Below are 19,883 nucleotides of genomic sequence, written 5' to 3'. Positions count from 1 at the left end.
GGACGCACCCCGCTGTCGCGAACCGTTTTGGTGGATGCGTCCGTCTCTCCCGTATGTTCGCCGCACTCTCGGACCGCGTGCTCTCGCTCTCGAACGGCGTGACCGAGTTCCTCGTCAGCGAGGACGTGCAGTGCGTCGCGACCGGAGAACTCGGGGCGTTCGCGGGAACCGACGACGCTGTCTACCGGATTCGAGACGGCGAGACGGAGCGCGTCTTCGAACCCGACGCCGAGTTCGTCACCGCGCTCTGCGTCACGCCCGAGTTCGTGTTCGCGGGCACGGAACCGAGTCGCGTCTACCGGTCGCGCGACGGCACGACGTGGACGGAGTGCACGGGGCTCACCGCGCTCGATTCGAGCGGCGAGTGGTCGTTCCCGCCGCGACCCGACACCCACCACGTCCGCTGGATACAATCCGTCCCCGGCTCCGAGCTGCTGTACGTCGCCGTCGAGGCCGGCGCGCTCGTCCGCACGCCGGACGCGGGCGAGTCGTGGACCGACCGCGTCTCCGAACACCCGTTCGACACGCACACGATGGCCGTCCCCGCGAGCAACCCCGAGCGGGCGTACGCCGCCGCAGGCGACGGGTTCTACGTGACGCCGGACGGCGGCGAGTCGTGGATGCCGCGAGAGTCGGGACTGTCGAAGACGTACTGCTGGAGCGTCGCCGTCCGGGACGACGACGGGAACGCGCTCGCCGTCTCCTCCGCGAACGGTCCGCGGAGCGCGCACACGCCGGAAACCGCGGACTCGACCGTCTCGTTCTGGGACGACGGCTGGCACGAGTGGACTGACGGCCTCCCCGACCGCCTGCTCGCGCCCTCCCTGCTCGCCACGTCCGACGGCTGGTACGCGCTCACCGACGGCGCGCTCTACACCGCCGCGGCGCGCGGCGACCGCTGGCAGGCCGTCCGCGAGTGGGACGCGCCACGACAGCGCCCGAACGGCCTCGTTCACTGAGAACGCGGTACTTTTCTCTCCCCCCGCTGAACTCGGGATATGGCGAAGCAGCCCCACTTGCTCGTGGCACCGGGCGACGTGAACGACATCGCGCTGATTCCGGGCGACCCCGGTCGCGTCGACCGCATCGCGAGCCAGTGCGAGGACGCGGAAGTCGTCTCGGAGAACCGCGAGTACAAGGTCGTGAACGCGACCTACGAGGGAACGCCCCTCACCATCTGCTCGACCGGTATCGGCTGTCCGTCCGCCGCCATCGCCGTCGAGGAACTGGACGCGGTCGGCGTCGACACCGTCATCCGCGTCGGCACGACGGGCGCGCTCCAGGAAGGCATCGAAATCGGCGACATGATCGTCGCGACGGGCGCGGCGAAGGACGAGGGCACGTCGAAGCGCTACGAGTCCGAGACGCTGCCCGCAGTCCCGGACTACACCGTGCTGTCGGCGCTCGTCGACGCCGCAGAGGCGAACGACGAGGACGTGCACGTCGGCCCCATCGCGTCCGACGACGCGTTCTACGCGGAGACCGACGAGTACGTCTCCGCGTGGGAGGACGCGAACATCCTCTCCGTCGAGATGGAGGCCGCGGCCGTGTTCTCGCTCGCGCGCCGGAAGGGCATGCGCGCCGGCGCCATCTGCACCGTCGACGGCAACCTCGTCGAGGGCACGCAGAAGGGCGCGACCGAGGACGAGGAACTCCCGGAGAAGGCGAAGGACAACGTCGAGCGAGCCATCTCGCTCAGCCTAGACGCGGTCGCCGACCTCGCCTGACGCGAACGCGAAAGACGCAAAACCCCCGAGGAAATGGTGGGGTGTATGCTCGACCGGCTCCGTGAGCGCATCCGCGCGGCGCGCCGCCGAGCCGGCCGTATCGAACGCCGCGAGGTGAACGAGTTCCGGCGGTGGCTCGAAACGACGAGCAACCTCACCCGCGCCTCCGTCCTCCTCTTCGTCCCCGTCCTCATGGGGTTCGTCACGCTGCTCTCACAGCTCGTGCCGAACATCTCCTTCCTGCTCTTCCCGCCGCTCGCGTCCAGCACGTACACGCTGTTCGCGGACCCCGAGGGCCGGTACGCCGAACCCCGGCGGTTCGTCGGCGGCCTGACGCTCGGTGCGTTCTGTGGCTGGCTCGCGCTCGAAGCCACCGCGTTCGCGTACGGCGTCTCCCCGACGACGATGGACGTGCACGCGAGCGGCGCGGCGCTCGCCATCCTCTTCACGGGCATGTCGACGTGGCTGCTCGACCTCGAACTCCCGACCGCGTTCTCCACCGCGCTCCTCGTGCTCCTCACCGGGAACGCGCAGCTCGCGTACCTGGCGGGCGTGCTCGTCTCCTCGCTCGTGGTCGCGGGCGTGTTCGTCGCGTGGCGACGCCAGTTCTACAAGCAGCGCGCGCGCTACCTCTACCAGACGACGCAGGGCGACGACCACGTGCTCGTGCCGATGCGCGGCGAGCACGTGACTGAGACCGCGATGTTCGGCGCGCGCGTCGCCGCCGCGCACGACGCCGCGAAGGTCGTGTTGCTCGACGTGATGGACGAGCGGACGCTGGCGCGAGCGACTCGCGCGCGCCTCGACGAGGACGTGGAGAACCCCGATGAGTGTACGCGAGAGGAGGCCGCGGCGGAGGCGGCGCGCGAACTCGAACGGCACGCCGGCCACATCGAGACCCGGGTCGGCGTGCCCGTCGAAGTCGTCGTCGCTGTGGACCGCCAGTCGCCCGCGGAGACCGTCTTCGACACTGCAGAACGCACGAACTGCGACCTCGTCGTCACGCCGTACGAGGAGGAGGACGACGCCACGTCGCCGTTCGTCCGCACCATCCTCCGCGGCCCCGTGGACGCCATCGCGTTCCGGTCCGCGACCGGGAGTACGACGTGGAAGCGCGTGATGGTTCCCGTGCGAACGGCGAACGACATCGCGCACGCGATGATAGATTACGCGGGCCGCCTCGCCGGCCACGCCGGTATCGTAAGCGTCTGCACGTGCATCGACCACGAGCGCGAGCGCCGGGGCGCGGAGTCGATGCTCGCGAACCTCGTCGAGACCACTGACTGCCGCTCGGAGACGCGGGTGTCGCGCTCCAGCATCGAGTCGTTCATCGAGCGCAACGACGCCCACTACGACCTCGTGGTGCTCGGCGCGAGTTCGAACCGGTCAGCGGCGTCCCGAGTGGTGTCGCCCCCGACGTTCAGCCGCATCGACGACGTGGAGACCGACGTGGCGATCGCCCACCGCGCGTAACGTCAGTCGTCCTCGAGGAGTTCCTCGGCGACGCGCTCCGAATCGTCGTCCCCGAACGCGGAGCGGAGGAGGAGGTGGCCGCCGATGACGGCGGGACTGATGACGGCGTCCGCGCCGGCGCGGCGTAGTTTCGGTTCGTTCTCCTTCTCGGTGGCGGCGGCGACGATGCGCACGTCCGCGTTCATCTGCCGGGCGGTCAGGACGACGAGCGCGTCCTCGCCGTCGTTGTTGGTGGCGGCGACGACGGCGCGCGCGTGGTCGATGCCGGCGCGGTCGAGGACGGCTTCGTCGCTCGGGTCCGCGACCAGCACCGTCTCGTCGGGGAGTTTGTCCGAGACGGACGCGTTCGGCGTGACGACGACGAACGGCGTTCCGGTCTCGCGGAGTTCGACGATGAGCGGTTCTGTGAGGTCGCCGTAGCCCGCGACGATGACGTGGTTGTCGAGGGCTTCGAGTTGTGATTGAGTCATGCGTCCGAGTGCGTTCGCGAACCGGGCTTCGATGGCGGGACCGAGGAGCGCGCCGAGCGCGATGGCGAAGCTCGCGGTCCCGAGAACCAGCACGCTCAGCCCGAACAGGCGGCCGGTCTGGGTAGTCGGCGTAATGTCGCCATATCCGACGGTGGAGGACGTGACGAGCGTGAACCAGAAGGCGTCGAGAACGGTGTCGATGGCGGGGAAGTGCTCGCGGAGCGCGTACGCGCCGACCGTGCCGTAGATCTGGATGCCGGTGAGCGCGATGCCCGCGGAGAGTTGGGTGGTGGAGAGGGAGAGCGCGCGGTCGAAGCGCTCGCGGGTGAGGAGGACGACCGGGAGGGCGAGGAGAGAGAGCGCGATGAGTGGCGTGGAGTAGATGCTGGTCTGGACGACGCCCTGGACCGCCGTGAACGGGAGGAGGACGGCGGTGGAGTACCAGGCGGCGCGGAGGCCGCGGCGCATCCCGAGCGCGCTGAACACCATCAGGAACCCGGTGAGCGCGCCGGTGAAGCCGGCGGCTTGCTTCACGCTCTCCGGGAGGTAGGGCGCGAGCGGGCCGAACTGCCCGGGCTGGCTGATTTCGACGACGCCGGTGACGACCGAGAGTACGGCGACGAGCATCGTCAGCCCGACCGCGATACGCCCGGTCGCCACGGAGTCGCGCGAGACGACCATACCCGGGTACGCGAGTTCCGCGAGTATAAGCGGGGCGGTACTGGTAAGGCGACCGCGCGTCACCTCCCCCTATGGCAGTGGAGTCAGGGTTCGCGGTGCAGGTGCTCCGCGGCATCTACCTCGGTCTGTTGGCGGGCGTCGTGCCAGTGCTGGTGTCGTTCGGGTTCGGGTTCGCGTTCAAGTACATCACTGGGTTGACGATTCCCGGGCTCGGTGTCGTCGTGCTCGCGGTCGCCGTCGCGGGCATCAACGGCGGCCTGCTGGCGTTCAACGACCAGACTATCCTCCAGTCCGCGAACAGCACCACGATACTCACCGCGCTCATGGTCATTCTGTTGATGAGTTTTTACGCCCACGCGCAGGGGGACAGACTCGGCACTACGCTCCCGAAGCGCATCAGTCTCAAATCACTCCGCGAACGCACGTTCAGCAGGGATGTCATCGAACTCGTCGGGACGCGCGGCCAAGTCCGCGTCGAAATCGTCGGCGACCTCGCGGACATGGAGGGCTACCCGCCGCTCCCCGACGCCCTCCGCGCCGACATCCGGGAGACGGAGTGGACGTTCCCCGCGGACTTGCCGGTCGGCGAGATAGAGACGCGGTTCGAGGACCGCCTGCGGAGCGAGTTCGACCTCGCGGCGGCGGACGTGACGCTCGACGAGCAGGCGCGCGCGACCGTCGTCGCCGCACCGCCGGTGTCGGGCGTGTCGAAACGCGTTCCCTCGGGGAAGCGCGCGGTGTCCGTGCAGGCGCTCGTTCCGACCGGCGTCGCCCGCGGTGACACTGTGACCGTGTTCGCGGGCGCGACGGCCGCCACCGGAACCGTCGTGAGCGCGAAGTCGGGCGGCGAGAAGAGCGAGAAGAAACCGGACGCGGCGACGGACGGCGGCGCGGTGGCAGACGGCGGCGCGGTGGCAGACGGCGGCACGGACGCGGGCGGCGGGACGGCCGCGGGAACGACCGTCGGAACGACGTCCGGCGGCGCGGGCCGGGTGACGGTCGCCGTGGACCGCACGGACGCGACGGCACTCCTCGCTGCGGACGGCGGGACGGTCGTCGTTCGGTCGCGGGGCACCCGCCGCGAGTTCGAGCTCGTGAGCCTCCTGCGGCGTGCCGGCCACCGCCTCCGCCGCGTCACTGTCGGCGCGGAGAGCTCTCTCGCGGGCCAGACGCTCGCCGAGAGCGACCTCCGCGCCGAACACGGGGTCGTGGTGCTCGCGATACAGCACGACGGCGACTGGACAATGGCGCCCAGGGGAACCGCGAGCCTGACCGCGGGCGACGACGCGTTCGTCGTCGGGTCGCGGGACGCCCTCGACGCGTTCGCGGGGGTGGTGGCGTGATAGCCCAGACGACGCTGTTCGGGGTGTCCGCGGTCGCCGCCGTCCGGCTGTTCGGCCTCACCGTGCTCGCGGGCATCACCGCCGCATTCGTCTCGGTCGGCTACCGCTGGTACTTCCGGGACCGCGTTCCGGTCGGCCTCGCGATACTCGCCGCGGTCTCCGCGGTCGCGCTCTACCTGAACACGAAAACCGCCGTCACGCAGGTTCTCGCCGGGCAGTCGGAGCTGTTCGAGATGAACGCCGTGCTGTTCAACAGCGCGGCGTTCGCGCTCGCCACCGCCGTCGGCCCCCTCGGCCAGCGGACGGGCGACCGCGTCGCCATCTCCGCGTTCGCCGCGGCCGGCGCGCGAGAGGTGACTGGCGAGGTGAGCCAGCTCGTTCAGGCGGTCGGGCGCGTCGTCGCCGTCACGCTCCCCGAGGACGTGGCGGACATCGAGGAGTACGAGCGCGTCGAGGCGTCCGTGAAGGACGACATCGCGGGGAAGACGCTCATCTTTCCGCGACGGCTGACCGTCGAAGACCTCCGCGAGCGCGTGGTGAACCGCCTGAAGGACGACCACGATGTCGGATACGTGGACGTGGAGATGGAGCCGGACGGCACCGTCACCTACCTCGCGGTCGGCCGCCGACTCGCCGGCATCGGGCCGACGCTCGGCCCCGGAACCGCCGCCGTCGCCGTCACCGCGGACCCGCCGAACTCCGCGAGCGCGGGCGACGTGGTGCAAGTATGGACGACCGGCGAGGACCCCGAGCGCGTCGCGACCGCGGAACTCCGCGCGGCCGCCGGCGACACCGTCACGCTCGCGCTCGACGAGGCGGACGCCGAGCGGGTCGCGGGCGGACAGTACCGCCTCCTCACGCTCCCGTCGACGCCGAGCGCGGACCGCGAGTTCGCGACGCTCCTCCGCGCCGCCGACGAGACGATGGCCGTCATCCGCGTCGCGCCCGACGGCCCGCTCGACGGCACGCGCCTCGGCGACGTTGACGCCACTGTCGTCGCCGTCCGCCCCCAGGACGCCCCCATGGAGCCGATTCCGTCCCGGGACCGCCTGCTCGCCGCGAACGACTGGCTGTACGTCGTCGCGCGCCCCGAAACCCTCCGCCGCATCGAATCGGACGCCAGCGCGGGGTCGCCGGAGTCGGGAGGCTCTTACGCCTCGCCGTCCGACGGCCCGACATGAACGCCGAGTGGAAGCTGTTCGCGGACCTCGCGGAAGTCGCGGGCGACCGCCACCTCACCGTGACAGTCGACGGCGACACCGTCGGAGACGCCCTCAACGCCCTCCTCGACGACCATCCCGCGCTCGAAGACAGAGTGCTCGACGACGACGGCGACCTCCACGACCACATCAACGTCCTCCGGAACGGCCAGCAGGTCGACGACCTCGACACCCCGGTCGAACCGGGCGACGAACTCGCGCTGTTCCCGCCCGTGAGCGGCGGCTCAGAAGTCAGTAGTCGGCGGTGAGGTCGGCGGCGGTGACGAAGTCCGGTTCGTCGCCGATGTCGACGCGGGCGTACGCGGCGTCGCTGACGAACTGGGCGTCCTCGGGGATGAGCACGCGCACGCGGTCGATGTCGTTGGCGGCGGCGTCGCGGCTGACGGCGGCGAGGAGCGCCTCGCAGGCTTGGGCGTCGTGCCAGACGCCGACGCCGTAGTCCGCCCAGGTGGCGGTGTCGCCGTCGTCGGTCTCGCGGTCGTAGTCGCGGACGGGGTAGGCGGCGGCGCGCGCGCCCCGGTCGTCCGTGAGCGCGATGGTCCGCGGGGCGTCGCGGAGCGTCCCCGGCGTTATCTCCGTGAGCGCCCACGCCTCGTTCAGGTCGAGGCCGAGACCCGCGAGTTCGTCGAACGCGCGACTCGACTGGATGGCGCGCCACGCCGTGTTCACGTCGTCGGTCTCCGCGTAATCGTGGGTTGCGTCGGGGTCGGGCTCGGGGTGCACCCAGCGGAACTCCGTCTCGGGTTCGAAGCCCGCGGCGCGGGAGAGGCCGAGCCCCATGACGTTCCACGAGAACACCATGTTTCGAGCGACGGTCGCGCCGCGCTCGCGCGCCCAGTCGAAGCCCGCGTGCGTCATCCGTGTGCCGAGGGACTTCCCGCGGTGGTCGGGGTCGACGCGCATCCCCTGCGCCCACGCCTCGTGGTCGCTCAAGAGGACGATCTGGAAGACGCCGGCGGCGGTGCCGTCCACGTCCGCGACGAACGTGCGCTGGGCGTCGTCGTCCGATTCGACCCAGTCCTCGAAGACTCGCGGGATGTAGTCGCCGCTGTCCCGCTGGTCGCTCCACGTGTCCTGCGTGAACGCCGCGACCGCCTCGTGGTCGTCAAGGCGGGCCTGTCGTATCTCTACTGCCATGGCGTCGAGCGCTCGGTGAGTTCGCCGGCGACGGGCGCGCGGAACGCCTCGTCCACGCTCTCCTCGCTCGCGTTCGCGAGCGACCACATCAGTTTCACCTTCGCCGTGCCGGGGAGGGTGTCCTCGCCCTCGATGACGCCGGCGTCGAGGAGGTCGCGGCCGGTGTCGTACACGCGGTCGCAGACGCGGCCCTCGACGCACTGACTCGTCATCACGACCGCCGTGCCGTCGCTCGTGAGGGCGTCGATGCGGTCCACGAGATCCGAGTGAACGTGGCCGAGGCCCGTTCCCTCGATGACGACGCCGGCCTTCCCCTCGCAGAGGTCGAGGAAGCCCGGGTCCATGTTCGGCGTGAACTTCACGAGTTCCACGTCCTCCTCGATGTCGGGCGCGATGTCGAGGTCGACGCCATCGCGGTCGGCGGTCTCGCGGTTGAACTCGACCGTTTCGGTGTCGTAGTCGACGTATCCGAGCGGCTCCGCGCCGACCGTCTCGAACGCGTCGCGACGGCTCGTGTGGTTCTTGCGGACGCGCGTGCCGCGGTGGAGCGCGCAGCGGTCGTCGCTCTCGGAGGCGTGCATACACACCATCACCTCGGCGGCGTCGGACTTCGCGGCCTCCACCGAGCACACGGCGTTCATCACGTTGTCCGACGACGGCCGGTCGGCGGAGCGCTGACTGCCGGTGAAGACGACGGGAACGGGCGTGTCGAGCATGAACGCGAGCGCGGACGCCGAGAACTGCATCGTGTCCGTGCCGTGCATCACGACGACGCCGTCCGCGCCGGCCTCGATTTCGTCGTGCACCGCGTGCGCGAGATCCTGCCAGATGGACGGCTCCATGTTCTCAGAGAGGATGTTCGCGACGACCCGGCCCCGGTAGTTCGCGCGCCCGGCGAGGTCGGGGACGGCGCGCAGCACGTCCTCGGCGTCGAACTGCGCGGTCACCGCGCCCGTCCGGTAGTCGACGGTGGACGCGATGGTCCCCCCAGTTGAGATGAGCGAAATCGTCGGCAGGTCGTCGTCGAACTCGACCTCGGAGGCGCTGCCGGTGTCGCTCTGCTCGCGGTCCAGTTCGTAGGCGTCGGACTCGACGACCGACACGTCGGCGTCCTCGCGGCTGATGCCGACGTTGTAGCCGCTGTCGAGTTTCAGGACGAGCGTCTCCGGCGACGACGAGGGGAGGACGACACCCTCCGTCTCCTCGCCCGCGCGGTCGACGCGAACGCGATCCCCAGTGTTCATACCCGAACCCATCGGTGGCGCGGACTAAAAGGATTCTACTCCGTGATCTGCCAGCCGTCGCCGTCCTCCTCCACGATGCCGCGCTCGCGGAGGCGGACGAGCGTGCTCTCCACCACGGACGGCGGCGCATTCACGCGGTCCGCGAGCGTCCGCGTGTCGATCGGCCCGTCCACGATTTCCGCGAGCAGGTCCGGGACGAGATGGTCGTCGTCCTCCATCGCGGCGTCCGCGATGTCGGACTGCACGTCCGCCAGTCGGCCCTGCACCCAGCGCTGCGCCATCGAGAGTTCGCGCTCTAACTCTCGGAGGTCGCGGAGTTCCGCGGCGAGCCCGCCAACGTCGGACTCCTCCCCGATGTCGAGGTCGATGCTGAGGTGCGTACACCGCCCCAGGTCGAGCGTGGTGCTCGCGGGGTACGCGCTCTTCGCGCCGAACTGGTAGGGGCTGACGCTGACTTCGAGGCGGAGGTTGCGCGCGATGTGGAAGTACTTCCGGCGGCGGTCGTCGGTGTGACTCTCCACGAGCCCGGCGTCGTCGAGGCGGCGCAAGTGGTCGATGACGGCCTTCGGACTGACGCCGATGTACTCGCTTATCTCCGTGACGTAGCACGGCTTCTGCGCTAGCAGCCGCAGGATGCGGCGGCGGTTGGCGTTACCGAGCAGGTCGAGAAGCGCCCCGGAGTCCATTACCGCGCGAGGGTTAGGGACTCGCGTTCAAAAGGGTGACTCCCCGCGAGCGTCGACCGCCAACGTAGCGGACCGACCGCTCCCGCGGTCGCTCCCGCGTTCTCGCTCGGTTCCGTCCCCCGAAGCGGTGTTCCCGGCGTCCCCGCGAGTCGTCGTGGACTCACTCGCGTTCCCGGACCCGCCCTGGGTCGTTTCACCGCCCGACCCGCCAGCCGTCCGGTTCTCCGATGGGCCAGTCGTGTGGTTCTGCGGCGGGCCAGTCGTGTGGTTGTCGGGTGGTCCGCTCGTCCTATTCTGGGGTGGTCCAGTAGTCTTGTTCTCGGGGGGGCCGGTCGTGCGATTGTCGGGCGGACCGCGTGGCGCGTCGAGGCCGCGGCCGGGGATATCGCCGGGCGGGCCGCGGGTCCGGGCTGCGGCGGCAGATGCGTTCTCGACGAGGCGTTGGAGGCCGGGCGGGGTCGTGTTGTGGGCGTGGGCGACGGTCGCGGTGTCGTTCGCGGACGCGGCGAGTTGCTGGTACTGCGCGGACAGTTCGGCCATTCGCGCGCGGAACGCGAGCGGTGAGAGGGAGCCGTTCTGGCGGGCGTCGACGAGTGCCTGTCGACGGTCCTGAAGACGGTCGAGGCGCTCCTGGAGGGTGGTGACGCGGCGCGTCACGTCGTTGGTCGCGTTCTCGGAGCGGTTCACGGACGCCGCCCAGAGGCCCTGGTCGACGGTGCCGTTCGCGTCGGCGGCGTTCGACGCCATGAACGCGGAGACGCTCGCGCCGTAGCTCGCGTTCTCGGTCGTGTTGTTCGCCGCGGTGTCGTTCACGGCGGGTGCGACACCGGCCGCGCCGCCAGCCGCGACGACGGCAGCGAGGGCCGCGACAGCGCCGACGGCGACGACGAGGGCACGAGTCATCACTTGCGTGTTGGGCAGCCAGGGTAAAAACCCGGTCGTTCGTTCGAACCGTTTTCGTCCCGTGAACGGTCGTGTAGTCCTTCGATAAGAGGCTTCGCCGATGCGCTTAACTACTACCGTGGTAAATGGTAACATGTATGTTCGAGGTGTTTTCGAACGGCTACTACCTCGGTCGGCTCGTGGTCGAGCCGCACGATGGTGACTGCGCGGCGATGCAGCGCCGCCAACACGAGCGCGTGAACGAACAGCTCTACGCGTCCGGCGAGGGCGTGGAGCGAACCGACTACCCGCTCGTGATGAAACTCGACACCGCCCACCTCCGTGTCCACGGGAGCACCGACGTGCCCGCGGACACGCTCGCCATCCCCAGCGACCTCCTCGAACGCCTCTCCGTCGACAATCCGCCCGCGCTCCGCGAAGTCCTGCTCGCGAAGGCCGACCACGCCGAGCGCCTCGTTCGCACGGGCGCAGTTTGAAGGAGGAAGCCGGCGCAAACCGGGGGCGTGACGTGAGAGCGACGGGCGCGCGACCCGCGAAACCGACAGCCCACCGCGCGCCCCCAGCGAGGGCTGTCTGTTCGCCCATTCGCTACGTTTTTCCGGCCAGCGAGCGCGATTCCCACCGATGCTGGACAGAGTCCTCGGTCGCGCGCGCCTGAAAGACCGCATCGCGGAGCTCGAAGACGAGGTCGAGAGCCTGCAGGCGCAACTCGACGCCGAGAGCGAGCGGCGGCGGGACGCGGTCGCGGCGAAACAGGAGGCAGAGGAGGCGGTCAACCGGCTGGAGGACCGCGTCGAGGAGCTTCGCGACCGCGTCGAGCGCGCGGAATCGGGCGAGGAGGAACTCGACGTCCGCGGGACCGCGAACGTGTTCGGGGAGAGACTCGACCGCCTGCTCACTCGATTCGAAACCGTCGAAGCGCCCGGGGACGGCGCGCTGACCGCGATGATCGACGACCGCGTTCCCGAGTCCGTGAGCGACGCGTTCGGCGAGCGAACGCCGCTCGTGGCGAGCGGACGTCCCTGCCTCGCGGTCCGGGACGCCGACGGCGTGGTGAGCGCGACGCTCCGCCCGCCGGTTTCCCCGGAGCCGTTCGACGCGTGGAGCGACCGATTCAGAATCGACCGGGAGTGGTTCGAGCCGACCGGCGAGTTCGCGCTGGCGGTCGTGCGCGCGGACCTGTTCGCGCTCGGCACGTACGACGGCCGCGAGCGCACCGGCTTCGAGGGGTTCGAGAGCGACGTGAAGTCCACGCACTCGAAAGGCGGGTTCAGTCAGGGCCGGTTCGAACGCCGCCGGGACGAACAGGTCGCCGACCACTTGGAGAAGTGCGAGGACGCGCTCGACGCGCTCGACACCGACACGCTGTACGTGGTCGGGGAGCGCACGCTCCTCCCTGAGTTCGCGTCGCGGGCGGACGAAACCGCGCCATCCGACGCGACCGGCGACCCGGAGGACGCGCTGGCCGAGGCGTTCCGCGACTTCTGGACGGTGCGCCTCCGGTTGATTTAGGACGGGTGGCGTCCACGTGACGAGTATGCGTATCGCACTCCTCGCACACGAGAAGTTCCCGGACCGCGCGAAAACCGCGGTCGGCGTGCTCCGGTACGGCGACCACGACGTCGTCGCCGTCGTCGACCGCGACAACGCGGGCAAGCGCGTGAACGACCTCATCGACGACGTGCCGGACGCGCCCATCGTCGCGTCGATGAGCGACGTCGCGGACGAGGTCGATGGGTTGCTCATCGGTATCGCGCCCATCGGCGGCGGGTTCGACGAGTCGTGGCGGCCGGACGTCCGGAACGCGCTCGAACGCGGGCTCGAAGTGATTTCGGGCCTGCACTACTTCCTCGCGGAGGACGACGAGTTCGCGGACCTCGCGGCCGAACACGGCGGCGAACTCTGGGATGTCCGCAAGCCATCGCCCGACCTCACCGTCGCGGACGGCGTCGCTGACGAGGTGAGCGCGGAGGTCGTGCTCACCGTCGGCACGGACTGCTCGGTGGGGAAGATGACGACGACGCTCGAACTCGTCGCGGCCGCGGAGGACGCGGGGTACGACGCGGCGTTCGTTCCGACCGGCCAGACCGGTATTATGATCGCTGGCTGGGGGAACCCGATCGACCGCGTGGTGTCTGACTTCACCGCGGGCGCGGTGGAGGAGATGATCCTCGAAGTCGGCGACGACCACGACGTGGTGTTCGTCGAGGGGCAGGGAAGCATCGTCCATCCGGCGTACTCCGCGGTGACCTGCGGCATCCTCCACGGCTCGATGGCGGACAAACTCGTGCTCTGCCACGAACACGGCCGGGACTCCGTCCACGGCTACGACCAGGACCTTCCGCCGCTCCCCGAGTACGTCTCGCTCTACGAGTCGCTCGCCGCGCCCGTCAGCGAAACCGAGGTCGTCGCCGGCGCGCTGAACACGCGCGACGTTGCGGGCGACGACGCGGCTCGGGACGCCGTCGAGTCGTATTCGGAAGCCATCGGCGTGCCGGCGACCGACCCGGTTCGGTTCGGCATGGACGAGGTGCTCGGGGACGTCCTATGACGCTCACGACCGAGTTCGACCGGGTGGGCCTCCCGCTCGAACACGCGTTCACCATCGCGCGCGGCACCACGGCGACCGCGGAGAACGTCGTCGTCCGCATCGAGGACGGCGACGGCACCACGGGCGTCGGGGCGGCCGCGCCGTCCGCGCACTACGGCGAGACCGCGGGCACCGTCGAAGCCGTGCTCCCCGACCTTCTCTCGGTCGTCGAGGCGGTCGGCGACCCGCACGCGCTCGCCCGAATCGAGACGGGGATGCGGGAGACCATCGAGGGGAATCCGGCGGCGCGGTGTGCGGTGAGCATCGCGCTCCACGACCTCGCCGCGAAGCGCGCCGACCTCCCGCTCTACCGATACTGGGGGCTCGACCCCGAGCGGTCCGTGACCTCGTCGTTCACCATCGGGCTGGACGACACGGAGACGATGCGGGAGAAGACGCGAGAGGCGGTCGCGGCGGGCTACGGGACGCTGAAGGTGAAACTTGGCACGCCGCGCGACGAGGAAATCGTCGAGGCGGTGCGGGACGCCGCGCCGGACGCGACCATCCGCGTGGACGCGAACGAGGCGTGGACGCCCCGCGAAGCCGTCGCGAACACCGAGTGGCTCGCCGACTACGGCGTCGAGTTCGTCGAACAGCCCGTGCCCGCGGAGAACACCGACGGCCTGGAGTTCGTGTACGAGCGCAGCGCGCTCCCAATCGCGGCCGACGAGTCCTGTGTCACGCTCGCGGACGTCCCCGAACTCGCGGGGCGCGCGGACATCGCGAACATCAAACTCATGAAGTGCGGCGGGCTGCGGGAGGCGAAGCGGATGATTCACGCCGCGCGCGCCCACGGCCTCGAAGTGATGTTGGGCTGTATGGTGGAGACGAACGCCGCTATCGCCGCGGCCTGCCACCTCGCGCCCCTGCTCGACTACGCCGACCTGGACGGGTCGCTGTTGCTCGCGGACGACCCATACGAGGGCGTTCCGCTCCCCGGCGGGTACGTCGACCTCGCCGCCGTCGAGCGCTCCGGCACGGGCGCGCGGTCGGTCGAGTAAGCGGCATCACGTCACGCTTATGTGGGCTGTTGGCCGTATTCGGCCCATGAGCGAACTCACGGTCACGCTCCCCGACGGCTCCACGCTCAGCGCGGACGCCGGGGAGACGGTCGAGGACATCGCGTACCGAATCGGCGAAGGCCTCGGCCGGGACACCGTCGCCGGCGTCGTGGACGGCGACCTCGTCGCGAAGGAAGAACCGCTCTTCGAGGACTGCCGCATCGAAATCGTCACGGACAGCAGCGAGGAGTACCTCGACGTGCTCCGGCACTCCGCCGCGCACGTGTTCGCGCAGGCGCTCCAGCGCCTCCACCCCGACGCGAAACTCACCATCGGCCCCTCGACGGACGAGGGGTTCTACTACGACGTGGCGGGCGTGGACTTAGACGAGTCCGACCTCGACGACATCGAGGAGGAGATGACGGACATCGTCGAGGCCGACTACCCCATCGAGCGCGTCGAAGTCCCGCGCGAGGAGGCGTTCGAGTTCTTCGAGGACAACGAGTTCAAGCGCGAAATCCTCGACTCGGAAGCCGCGGGCGAGGACCCCGTGTCGTTCTACGAGCAGGGCGACTGGCGCGACCTTTGCCAGGGCCCCCACGTCGACTCCACCGGCGAAATCGGTGGATTCGAACTCCTCAGCGTCTCCGCGGCGTACTGGCGTGGCGACGAGGAGAGGGAGACGCTGACGCGCGTCCACGGCACCGCGTTCCCCAGCGAGTCCGAACTGGAGGACTTCCTGGAGATGCGCGAGGAGGCGAAGGAGCGCGACCACCGGAAAATCGGCCAAGAGATGGACCTCTTCAGTGTGCCCGAGCACAGTCCGGGCTGCCCGCACTACCACCCGAACGGGATGGCGATCCGCCGCCAGCTCGAGGACTACGTGCGGAAGAAGAACGACGACCTCGGGTTCGACGAGGTTCGGACGCCGGAACTGAACAAGGCTGAACTCTGGAAGCCCACGGGCCACTACGAGACGTTCATGGAGAACGACGAGATGTTCGCGTGGGAGCAGGACGACACCGAGTACGGCCTGAAGCCGATGAACTGCGCGAACCACGCGCACATCTACTCGGAGTCCACGCACTCCTACCGCGACCTCCCCGTGCGCTTCTCGGAGTTCGGGAACGACTACCGGAACGAGCAGTCCGGCGAACTCTCCGGGCTCCTGCGCGTCCGCGGGTTCACGCAGGACGACGGGCACGCGTTCGTGCGCCCCGACCAGATTCAGGGCGAAATCCTCGACATCCTCCAGGCCATCGAGGAGATTTACGGTCACTTCGGCCTCGAAGTGCTCTACAAACTGGAGACGCGTGGCGAGGGCGCGATGGGGTCCGAGGAGATCTGGGAGCAGGCGACGGACGCGCTCGTCGACGCGCTCCGCGAGGAAGACCTCGACTACGACGTCGAGGAGGGTGAGGCGGCGTTCTACGGCCCGAAGATCGGCATCAATGCGCGGGACGCGCTGGGCCGCGAGTGGACCATCGGGACGGTCCAGGTGGACTTCAACATCCCGCGAAACCTCGACCTCACCTACATCGGCGAGGACAACGAGGAGCACCATCCCGTGATGATTCACCGCGCGCTCCTCGGGAGCTTCGAGCGGTTCATGGGCGTCATCATCGAGCACTTCAAGGGCCAGTTCCCGCTCTGGCTCGCGCCCGAGCAAGTGCGCGTCCTGCCGGTCACGGACGACAACATCCCGTACGCTCGCGAGGTCGCGAGCGAACTCGGCGACTTCCGCGTGGAGGTCGAGGACCGCTCGTGGACGGTCGGGAAGAAGATTCAGCAGGCGCACGACGACAACGTCCCCTACATGCTCATCATCGGCGACGACGAGGAGGAGGCCGACACGGTCTCCGTCCGGGACCGCAAGGAGCGCCAGGAGGGCGACGTGGCGCTCTCGTCGTTCCGCGACCACCTCGAACTCGAAGAGGAACAGAAGCGCCGCGCCGTCACGTTCCTCGTCTAACTGCCGCAGCCGAGGTGGACGGCGTCGTCGGGCGCGTGGACGTAGATATCGTCCACCAGTCCGGGTTCGGCGAACGGGTACTCGCCGGCCATTCGCTCGGGCGTCGTCGGCGCGTACGGCAGTCCGGTCGGGGGTGCGAACTCGCCGAGCGGGTCGTCGGGTCCGGCGTCGTGCGCGTCGAAGAACTCGCTGTACTTCTCGCGGTAGGCGTCGCGTTCGTCGGGCGGGAATTCGAGGAGTTCGCCCCAGCCGTGGTTCTGGAAGTCCCAGGCGGCCATCACGTGCGTTATCTCGCGGGCTTCCGCCTCGGGGTAGCCCTCGTCGAGCGCGCGGAGGTAGACGTCGACTGTCGCGCCGAAGAGCGCCTCGAGGTGGGCGCGGCGCGCGTCGCCATCCGGCTCGGAGGCGTCGACCAAGAAATCGGTGTGGAGCGAGACGAGCCACGACCGCATCGCGTCGGTGAGGAGCGGGATGTCGCGTTCGAGCACGACCTGCGCGACGTAGTTCTTCGGCGTCTGGTAGAGCCGCATACCGGTACCTGCGGCGGCGCGGGTTAGTTCGTGGTGGCCGTGAGCAAGGGTTTTGGGTGCGGCGGGCGGACTGGGAGCGTGAACAGGGCGTTCGTGACGGGCGTGCACGCCGCGGGGTTGTTCTGCGTGCTCGGCGTGCTCGCGTGGGTGTCGGGCGAGCCGTTCGTGTTCCCGAGTCTCGGACCGACGGCGTTCGTGCTGGCGTTCGGCGGCGTCGACCGGGCGCGCAGGCGCGTCGTCGGCGGGCACGCGGTCGGCGCAGTCGCGGGCCTCCTCGCGTACACGGTGCTCGCTGGGGACGCGACGCTCACCGCCGGATTCGCGTCCGCCTCGGTCGATGGCGCGCGACTCGCCGCGAGCGGAACGCTCTCCGTCGCGCTGACGGCGTGGGGGATGCTCGCGCTGGACGCCGTCCACCCGCCCGCGTGCGCGACGACGCTCATCGTCTCCCTCGGCCTCCTCGCGACGCCGCTCGCGGTCGCCATCATCGTCGCGAGCGTCGCCGTCCTGCTCGGCGCGCACGAACTCGCGAACGCCTACCGGAAACCCGAGACTTAACCCGGTTCTCCGTGTTCTCCCGTCCGTGAATCGGAACGACCGGGCCATCGTCGGCGTCGCGATGCTCGCGCACGCCCTGGTCCACACGTACGAACTCTCCATTCCCATCCTCGTCACCATCTGGCTCACCGAGTTCTCCACGACGACGGCGGAACTCGGTCTCGTGGTGACGGTCGGGATGGGCTTGTTCGGGTTGGGCGCGCTCCCCGCGGGCGTGCTCGCCGACCACGTCGGGTCGAAACCGCTCATCGCCGCGTGCGTCGCGGGGATGGGCGCGTCATTCCTCCTGCTCAGCGTCGCGCCGAGCGTGCTCGTCATCGCGCTCGCGCTCGTCTGCTGGGGGGTCGCCGCGAGCGTCTACCACCCCGCCGGCCTCTCCCTCATCAGCACCGGCGTCACCGAGCGCGGACGCGGCCTCGCGTTCCACGGCATCGCCGGGAACGTCGGTATCGCCGCCGGCCCGCTCGCGACCAGCCTCCTCCTCTTGGCGTTCGACTGGCGGACCGTCGCCGTCGTGCTCGGCGTGCCCGCGCTCGTCGCCGCCGGCCTCGTCCTCCTCGTCTCCGTGGACGAGTCCGCGCACGAGGCCGGCGGGAAAGCGAGCGGCCCGCCGTCGTCGTGGAGAGCGTTCCTCGACACCTCGAAAACCCTGTTCGCCGGCGCGTTCGTCCTCGTGTTCGGTATCGTGATGATGAGCGGTCTCTACTACCGCGGCGTCCTCACGTTCCTCCCCGAACTGCTCTCCGACCTCGACTTCGTCCAGTCGTTCGCGGCCGACTCCGGCATCGACTCGCCCGCGCGCTACGTCTACTCCGGCCTGCTCGCGGTCGGCGTGCTCGGCCAGTACGCGGGCGGCCGCCTCACAGACCGGATGCCGCCCGAGCGCGGCATCGCCATCGCGTTCGGCGTGCTCGCGGTGCTCGCGGTCGCCTTCATGCCGCTCGCCGGCATCGGCGCGGTACCGCTGCTCGCGGTGAGCGCGGTGCTCGGGTTCTTCCTGTTCGTCGTCCAGCCGATGTATCAGGCGCTCGTCGCGGAGTACTCGCCGCCCGAGACACGCGGTATCTCGTACGGATTCACCTACCTCGGCGTGTTCGGCGTCGGCGCGCTCGGCGCGGCGGTCGCGGGCGGCCTCCTCACGTACGCCACGCCGTTCGCGCTCTTCCTCGCGCTCGCCGCGTTCGCCGCAATCGCGAGCGTGCTCGGGTTCCGACTCGTCACGAACTAACCCCCGCGTTTTCACGAGCGGGCCATCTTTTGGCGGCTTAGAGGTCGCGGGAGCGCTCCGTCTCTCGGAGGATGAACGGGCCGATGGAGAGCGTACGCTTTGTCACGGTGATGATGCGGAGGATGTACGCGAGCAGGATGGCGAACGGCGCGATGGCCACGGTGGCGGCGGCGGCGACGACGAGCACGAGCGATTCGACGCCGCCGACCGTACCGGGGAACAGCCGGGGTTCGAGGTAGAGGAGGGTGGCGATGGCGGTGGTGAGCGCGGGGACGGCGGCGTAGATGAGGGTGCGGGAGAGGTTCACCAGTTCCCACTGGAAGTAGAGCGTCTTGAAGTGCTCGCGCGCCGGCCCGAACAGTTCGAGGGACTCCACGAGGTCGTCGAACGCCGTCTCGGCGTCGGCGGTGAGGCTGTCGGCGTACTCGGCCTGGAGCTTCTTCGCGGCGTAAATCTTCCACGAGTAGTTGTAGTTCAGCGCCGCCCACACCACGTCGAACTCGCCGAACTGCGCGCCGTCGAGTTGGGACTCCACGGCCTGCGCGTTCCCGCGGAGGTTCGCGGCGTACTCGGAGACGGCGTCCTGAAGGTCGTCGTTCTCGATGTCCTCCACGGCGGCTTCGAGCGCGTCGACGCGGTCCTCGGTGAGGGAGACGAGCGCGCGGAGGAACGCGGAGGGCATCGCGGGGCTGACGGGTTCGTCGAGCAGATCGGAGACGTCCTCGCGGAAGTCGGTCGCGCCCTGCATGCGCTCGCGCTGGTCGCCGACCGCGCCGAGTTCCTGGCTGAGCACGAGCTGGCTGAGCGTCAGCACGAGCGTGACGCCCGTGATGATGGAGGTGAGGAGCCCCTGGAACAGCGTCTCCACGGGGTCTGCCTTCGTGAGGAGTTTCGGCGTGCCGACGGGGTGGAAGTGGCCGACGAGGACGAGCGCGACGAACACGATAGCGGCGATGCCGATGGCGAGCGCCCACCGGTTCGCGTCGAGGAGCAGCCAGAACTTCCAACTGCTCTCGGGGACGCGCTCGCGCATCGTGTCGCTCGGCCCCTCCTGGCCGGTTCGTTCGTCGGCCGAGTCGCTCATACGGGACGGTTCTACGGCCACCGTGAAAGGGGCGAC

20 protein-coding genes are annotated in these 19,883 nt (G+C 69.6%); 13 read left to right on the top strand and 7 right to left on the bottom strand.

What is annotated here, in order from left to right; genetic code table 11:
- Positions 1–53: 53 nt before the first annotated feature.
- Genes ACOZ4O_RS10855 through ACOZ4O_RS10845 form a run of 3 tightly spaced genes read left to right on the top strand, consistent with a single transcriptional unit; the run spans position 54 to position 3,200 of the window.
- Complete coding sequence (locus tag ACOZ4O_RS10855) at positions 54–959, top strand: WD40/YVTN/BNR-like repeat-containing protein (protein ID WP_424525331.1); 906 nt, start codon at positions 54–56, stop codon at positions 957–959.
- Positions 960–998: 39 nt separating this feature from the next.
- Positions 999–1,727: a nucleoside phosphorylase gene (locus ACOZ4O_RS10850; RefSeq protein ID WP_424525330.1), complete on the top strand. Its 729-nt coding sequence runs from the start codon at positions 999–1,001 to the stop codon at positions 1,725–1,727.
- Between the two features lie 45 nt (positions 1,728–1,772).
- Positions 1,773–3,200, top strand: a complete 1,428-nt coding sequence (locus tag ACOZ4O_RS10845; protein ID WP_424525329.1) for an HPP family protein — start codon at positions 1,773–1,775, stop codon at positions 3,198–3,200.
- Positions 3,201–3,202: 2 nt separating this feature from the next.
- Here the strand turns inward: ACOZ4O_RS10845 and ACOZ4O_RS10840 are convergent, their stop codons facing one another.
- Positions 3,203–4,351 (bottom strand): NAD-binding protein, encoded by a 1,149-nt coding sequence (locus ACOZ4O_RS10840; RefSeq protein ID WP_424525328.1) that lies wholly within the window; start codon positions 4,349–4,351, stop codon positions 3,203–3,205.
- A gap of 71 nt (positions 4,352–4,422) precedes the next feature.
- Between ACOZ4O_RS10840 and ACOZ4O_RS10835 the strand changes: the two genes are divergently transcribed.
- Genes ACOZ4O_RS10835 through ACOZ4O_RS10825 form a run of 3 tightly spaced genes read left to right on the top strand, consistent with a single transcriptional unit; the run spans position 4,423 to position 7,162 of the window.
- A complete protein-coding gene (locus tag ACOZ4O_RS10835) occupies positions 4,423–5,694 on the top strand; it encodes a potassium channel family protein (RefSeq protein WP_424525327.1) in 1,272 nt (423 codons plus the stop codon).
- Positions 5,691–6,875 (top strand): potassium transporter TrkA, encoded by a 1,185-nt coding sequence (locus ACOZ4O_RS10830; RefSeq protein ID WP_424525326.1) that lies wholly within the window; start codon positions 5,691–5,693, stop codon positions 6,873–6,875. Before ACOZ4O_RS10835 ends, ACOZ4O_RS10830 begins: the two co-directional genes overlap by 4 nt.
- The gene (locus ACOZ4O_RS10825; protein ID WP_424525325.1) at positions 6,872–7,162 is read left to right on the top strand and encodes a ubiquitin-like small modifier protein 1; all 291 of its coding nucleotides are present in this window, start codon (positions 6,872–6,874) and stop codon (positions 7,160–7,162) included. Before ACOZ4O_RS10830 ends, ACOZ4O_RS10825 begins: the two co-directional genes overlap by 4 nt.
- Here the strand turns inward: ACOZ4O_RS10825 and ACOZ4O_RS10820 are convergent.
- The 4 genes from ACOZ4O_RS10820 to ACOZ4O_RS10805 are packed head-to-tail and all read right to left on the bottom strand — an operon-like array spanning position 7,146 to position 10,884.
- Positions 7,146–8,051, bottom strand: coding sequence for an N-acetyltransferase family protein (locus ACOZ4O_RS10820; RefSeq protein WP_424525324.1), 906 nt, complete (start codon positions 8,049–8,051; stop codon positions 7,146–7,148). The two genes, ACOZ4O_RS10825 and ACOZ4O_RS10820, sit on opposite strands and share 17 nt — an antisense overlap.
- Positions 8,042–9,295, bottom strand: a complete 1,254-nt coding sequence (gene gatD, locus ACOZ4O_RS10815) for a Glu-tRNA(Gln) amidotransferase subunit GatD (protein ID WP_424525323.1) — start codon at positions 9,293–9,295, stop codon at positions 8,042–8,044. Before gatD ends, ACOZ4O_RS10820 begins: the two co-directional genes overlap by 10 nt.
- 35 nt (positions 9,296–9,330) lie before the next feature.
- Positions 9,331–9,981 (bottom strand): ArsR family transcriptional regulator, encoded by a 651-nt coding sequence (locus ACOZ4O_RS10810; RefSeq protein ID WP_424525322.1) that lies wholly within the window; start codon positions 9,979–9,981, stop codon positions 9,331–9,333.
- A gap of 27 nt (positions 9,982–10,008) precedes the next feature.
- Positions 10,009–10,884 (bottom strand): hypothetical protein, encoded by an 876-nt coding sequence (locus ACOZ4O_RS10805; RefSeq protein ID WP_424525321.1) that lies wholly within the window; start codon positions 10,882–10,884, stop codon positions 10,009–10,011.
- A gap of 137 nt (positions 10,885–11,021) precedes the next feature.
- Here ACOZ4O_RS10805 and ACOZ4O_RS10800 point away from each other — a divergent pair, with 137 nt between their 5' ends.
- The 5 genes from ACOZ4O_RS10800 (at position 11,022) to thrS (ending at position 16,447) form a co-directional block, all read left to right on the top strand.
- Positions 11,022–11,360, top strand: coding sequence for a DUF5802 family protein (locus tag ACOZ4O_RS10800; protein ID WP_424525320.1), 339 nt, complete (start codon positions 11,022–11,024; stop codon positions 11,358–11,360).
- A 148-nt stretch (positions 11,361–11,508) separates the two neighbouring features.
- Positions 11,509–12,396: a Vms1/Ankzf1 family peptidyl-tRNA hydrolase gene (locus ACOZ4O_RS10795; RefSeq protein WP_424525319.1), complete on the top strand. Its 888-nt coding sequence runs from the start codon at positions 11,509–11,511 to the stop codon at positions 12,394–12,396.
- Between the two features lie 25 nt (positions 12,397–12,421).
- Positions 12,422–13,435 (top strand): DUF1611 domain-containing protein, encoded by a 1,014-nt coding sequence (locus ACOZ4O_RS10790; protein WP_424525318.1) that lies wholly within the window; start codon positions 12,422–12,424, stop codon positions 13,433–13,435.
- A complete protein-coding gene (locus ACOZ4O_RS10785; RefSeq protein WP_424525317.1) occupies positions 13,432–14,475 on the top strand; it encodes a dipeptide epimerase in 1,044 nt (347 codons plus the stop codon). Before ACOZ4O_RS10790 ends, ACOZ4O_RS10785 begins: the two co-directional genes overlap by 4 nt.
- Before the next feature lie 46 nt (positions 14,476–14,521).
- Complete coding sequence (gene thrS, locus ACOZ4O_RS10780) at positions 14,522–16,447, top strand: threonine--tRNA ligase (RefSeq protein WP_424525316.1); 1,926 nt, start codon at positions 14,522–14,524, stop codon at positions 16,445–16,447.
- Here thrS and ACOZ4O_RS10775 read toward each other — a convergent pair.
- Entirely contained in the window at positions 16,444–16,977 is a 534-nt protein-coding gene (locus ACOZ4O_RS10775) for a DUF6149 family protein (RefSeq protein WP_424525315.1), read from the bottom strand. The genes thrS and ACOZ4O_RS10775 overlap by 4 nt on opposite strands.
- Before the next feature lie 78 nt (positions 16,978–17,055).
- Here ACOZ4O_RS10775 and ACOZ4O_RS10770 point away from each other — a divergent pair, with 78 nt between their 5' ends.
- Positions 17,056–17,535: an HPP family protein gene (locus tag ACOZ4O_RS10770; protein ID WP_424525314.1), complete on the top strand. Its 480-nt coding sequence runs from the start codon at positions 17,056–17,058 to the stop codon at positions 17,533–17,535.
- A gap of 25 nt (positions 17,536–17,560) precedes the next feature.
- Positions 17,561–18,763, top strand: a complete 1,203-nt coding sequence (locus tag ACOZ4O_RS10765) for an MFS transporter (protein WP_424525313.1) — start codon at positions 17,561–17,563, stop codon at positions 18,761–18,763.
- Between the two features lie 37 nt (positions 18,764–18,800).
- On the opposite strand, the gene ACOZ4O_RS10760 is transcribed toward ACOZ4O_RS10765, so the two are convergent.
- Positions 18,801–19,847, bottom strand: coding sequence for a hypothetical protein (locus ACOZ4O_RS10760; protein WP_424525312.1), 1,047 nt, complete (start codon positions 19,845–19,847; stop codon positions 18,801–18,803).
- Positions 19,848–19,883: the final 36 nt, after the last annotated feature.

The organism is Salarchaeum japonicum (genome assembly GCF_049705945.1).
Classification (GTDB): domain Archaea; phylum Halobacteriota; class Halobacteria; order Halobacteriales; family Halobacteriaceae; genus Salarchaeum; species Salarchaeum japonicum_A.
The sequence above is the reverse complement of the archived record's forward strand: the minus strand, read 5'-3'. Positions and strand labels throughout refer to the sequence as shown.

Excerpts from the sequence above, each read along its gene's own strand:
- ACOZ4O_RS10855 (WP_424525331.1), top strand. The coding sequence starts at position 54 with ATGTTCGCCGCACTCTCGGACCGCGTGCTCTCGCTCTCGAACGGCGTG.
- ACOZ4O_RS10850 (WP_424525330.1), top strand. The coding sequence starts at position 999 with ATGGCGAAGCAGCCCCACTTGCTCGTGGCACCGGGCGACGTGAACGAC.
- ACOZ4O_RS10845 (WP_424525329.1), top strand. The coding sequence starts at position 1,773 with ATGCTCGACCGGCTCCGTGAGCGCATCCGCGCGGCGCGCCGCCGAGCC.
- ACOZ4O_RS10840 (WP_424525328.1), bottom strand. The coding sequence starts at position 4,351 with ATGGTCGTCTCGCGCGACTCCGTGGCGACCGGGCGTATCGCGGTCGGG.
- ACOZ4O_RS10835 (WP_424525327.1), top strand. The coding sequence starts at position 4,423 with ATGGCAGTGGAGTCAGGGTTCGCGGTGCAGGTGCTCCGCGGCATCTAC.
- ACOZ4O_RS10825 (WP_424525325.1), top strand. The coding sequence starts at position 6,872 with ATGAACGCCGAGTGGAAGCTGTTCGCGGACCTCGCGGAAGTCGCGGGC.
- ACOZ4O_RS10820 (WP_424525324.1), bottom strand. The coding sequence starts at position 8,051 with ATGGCAGTAGAGATACGACAGGCCCGCCTTGACGACCACGAGGCGGTC.
- gatD (WP_424525323.1), bottom strand. The coding sequence starts at position 9,295 with ATGAACACTGGGGATCGCGTTCGCGTCGACCGCGCGGGCGAGGAGACG.
- ACOZ4O_RS10810 (WP_424525322.1), bottom strand. The coding sequence starts at position 9,981 with ATGGACTCCGGGGCGCTTCTCGACCTGCTCGGTAACGCCAACCGCCGC.
- ACOZ4O_RS10805 (WP_424525321.1), bottom strand. The coding sequence starts at position 10,884 with ATGACTCGTGCCCTCGTCGTCGCCGTCGGCGCTGTCGCGGCCCTCGCT.
- ACOZ4O_RS10800 (WP_424525320.1), top strand. The coding sequence starts at position 11,022 with ATGTTCGAGGTGTTTTCGAACGGCTACTACCTCGGTCGGCTCGTGGTC.
- ACOZ4O_RS10795 (WP_424525319.1), top strand. The coding sequence starts at position 11,509 with ATGCTGGACAGAGTCCTCGGTCGCGCGCGCCTGAAAGACCGCATCGCG.
- ACOZ4O_RS10790 (WP_424525318.1), top strand. The coding sequence starts at position 12,422 with ATGCGTATCGCACTCCTCGCACACGAGAAGTTCCCGGACCGCGCGAAA.
- ACOZ4O_RS10785 (WP_424525317.1), top strand. The coding sequence starts at position 13,432 with ATGACGCTCACGACCGAGTTCGACCGGGTGGGCCTCCCGCTCGAACAC.
- thrS (WP_424525316.1), top strand. The coding sequence starts at position 14,522 with ATGAGCGAACTCACGGTCACGCTCCCCGACGGCTCCACGCTCAGCGCG.
- ACOZ4O_RS10775 (WP_424525315.1), bottom strand. The coding sequence starts at position 16,977 with ATGCGGCTCTACCAGACGCCGAAGAACTACGTCGCGCAGGTCGTGCTC.
- ACOZ4O_RS10760 (WP_424525312.1), bottom strand. The coding sequence starts at position 19,847 with ATGAGCGACTCGGCCGACGAACGAACCGGCCAGGAGGGGCCGAGCGAC.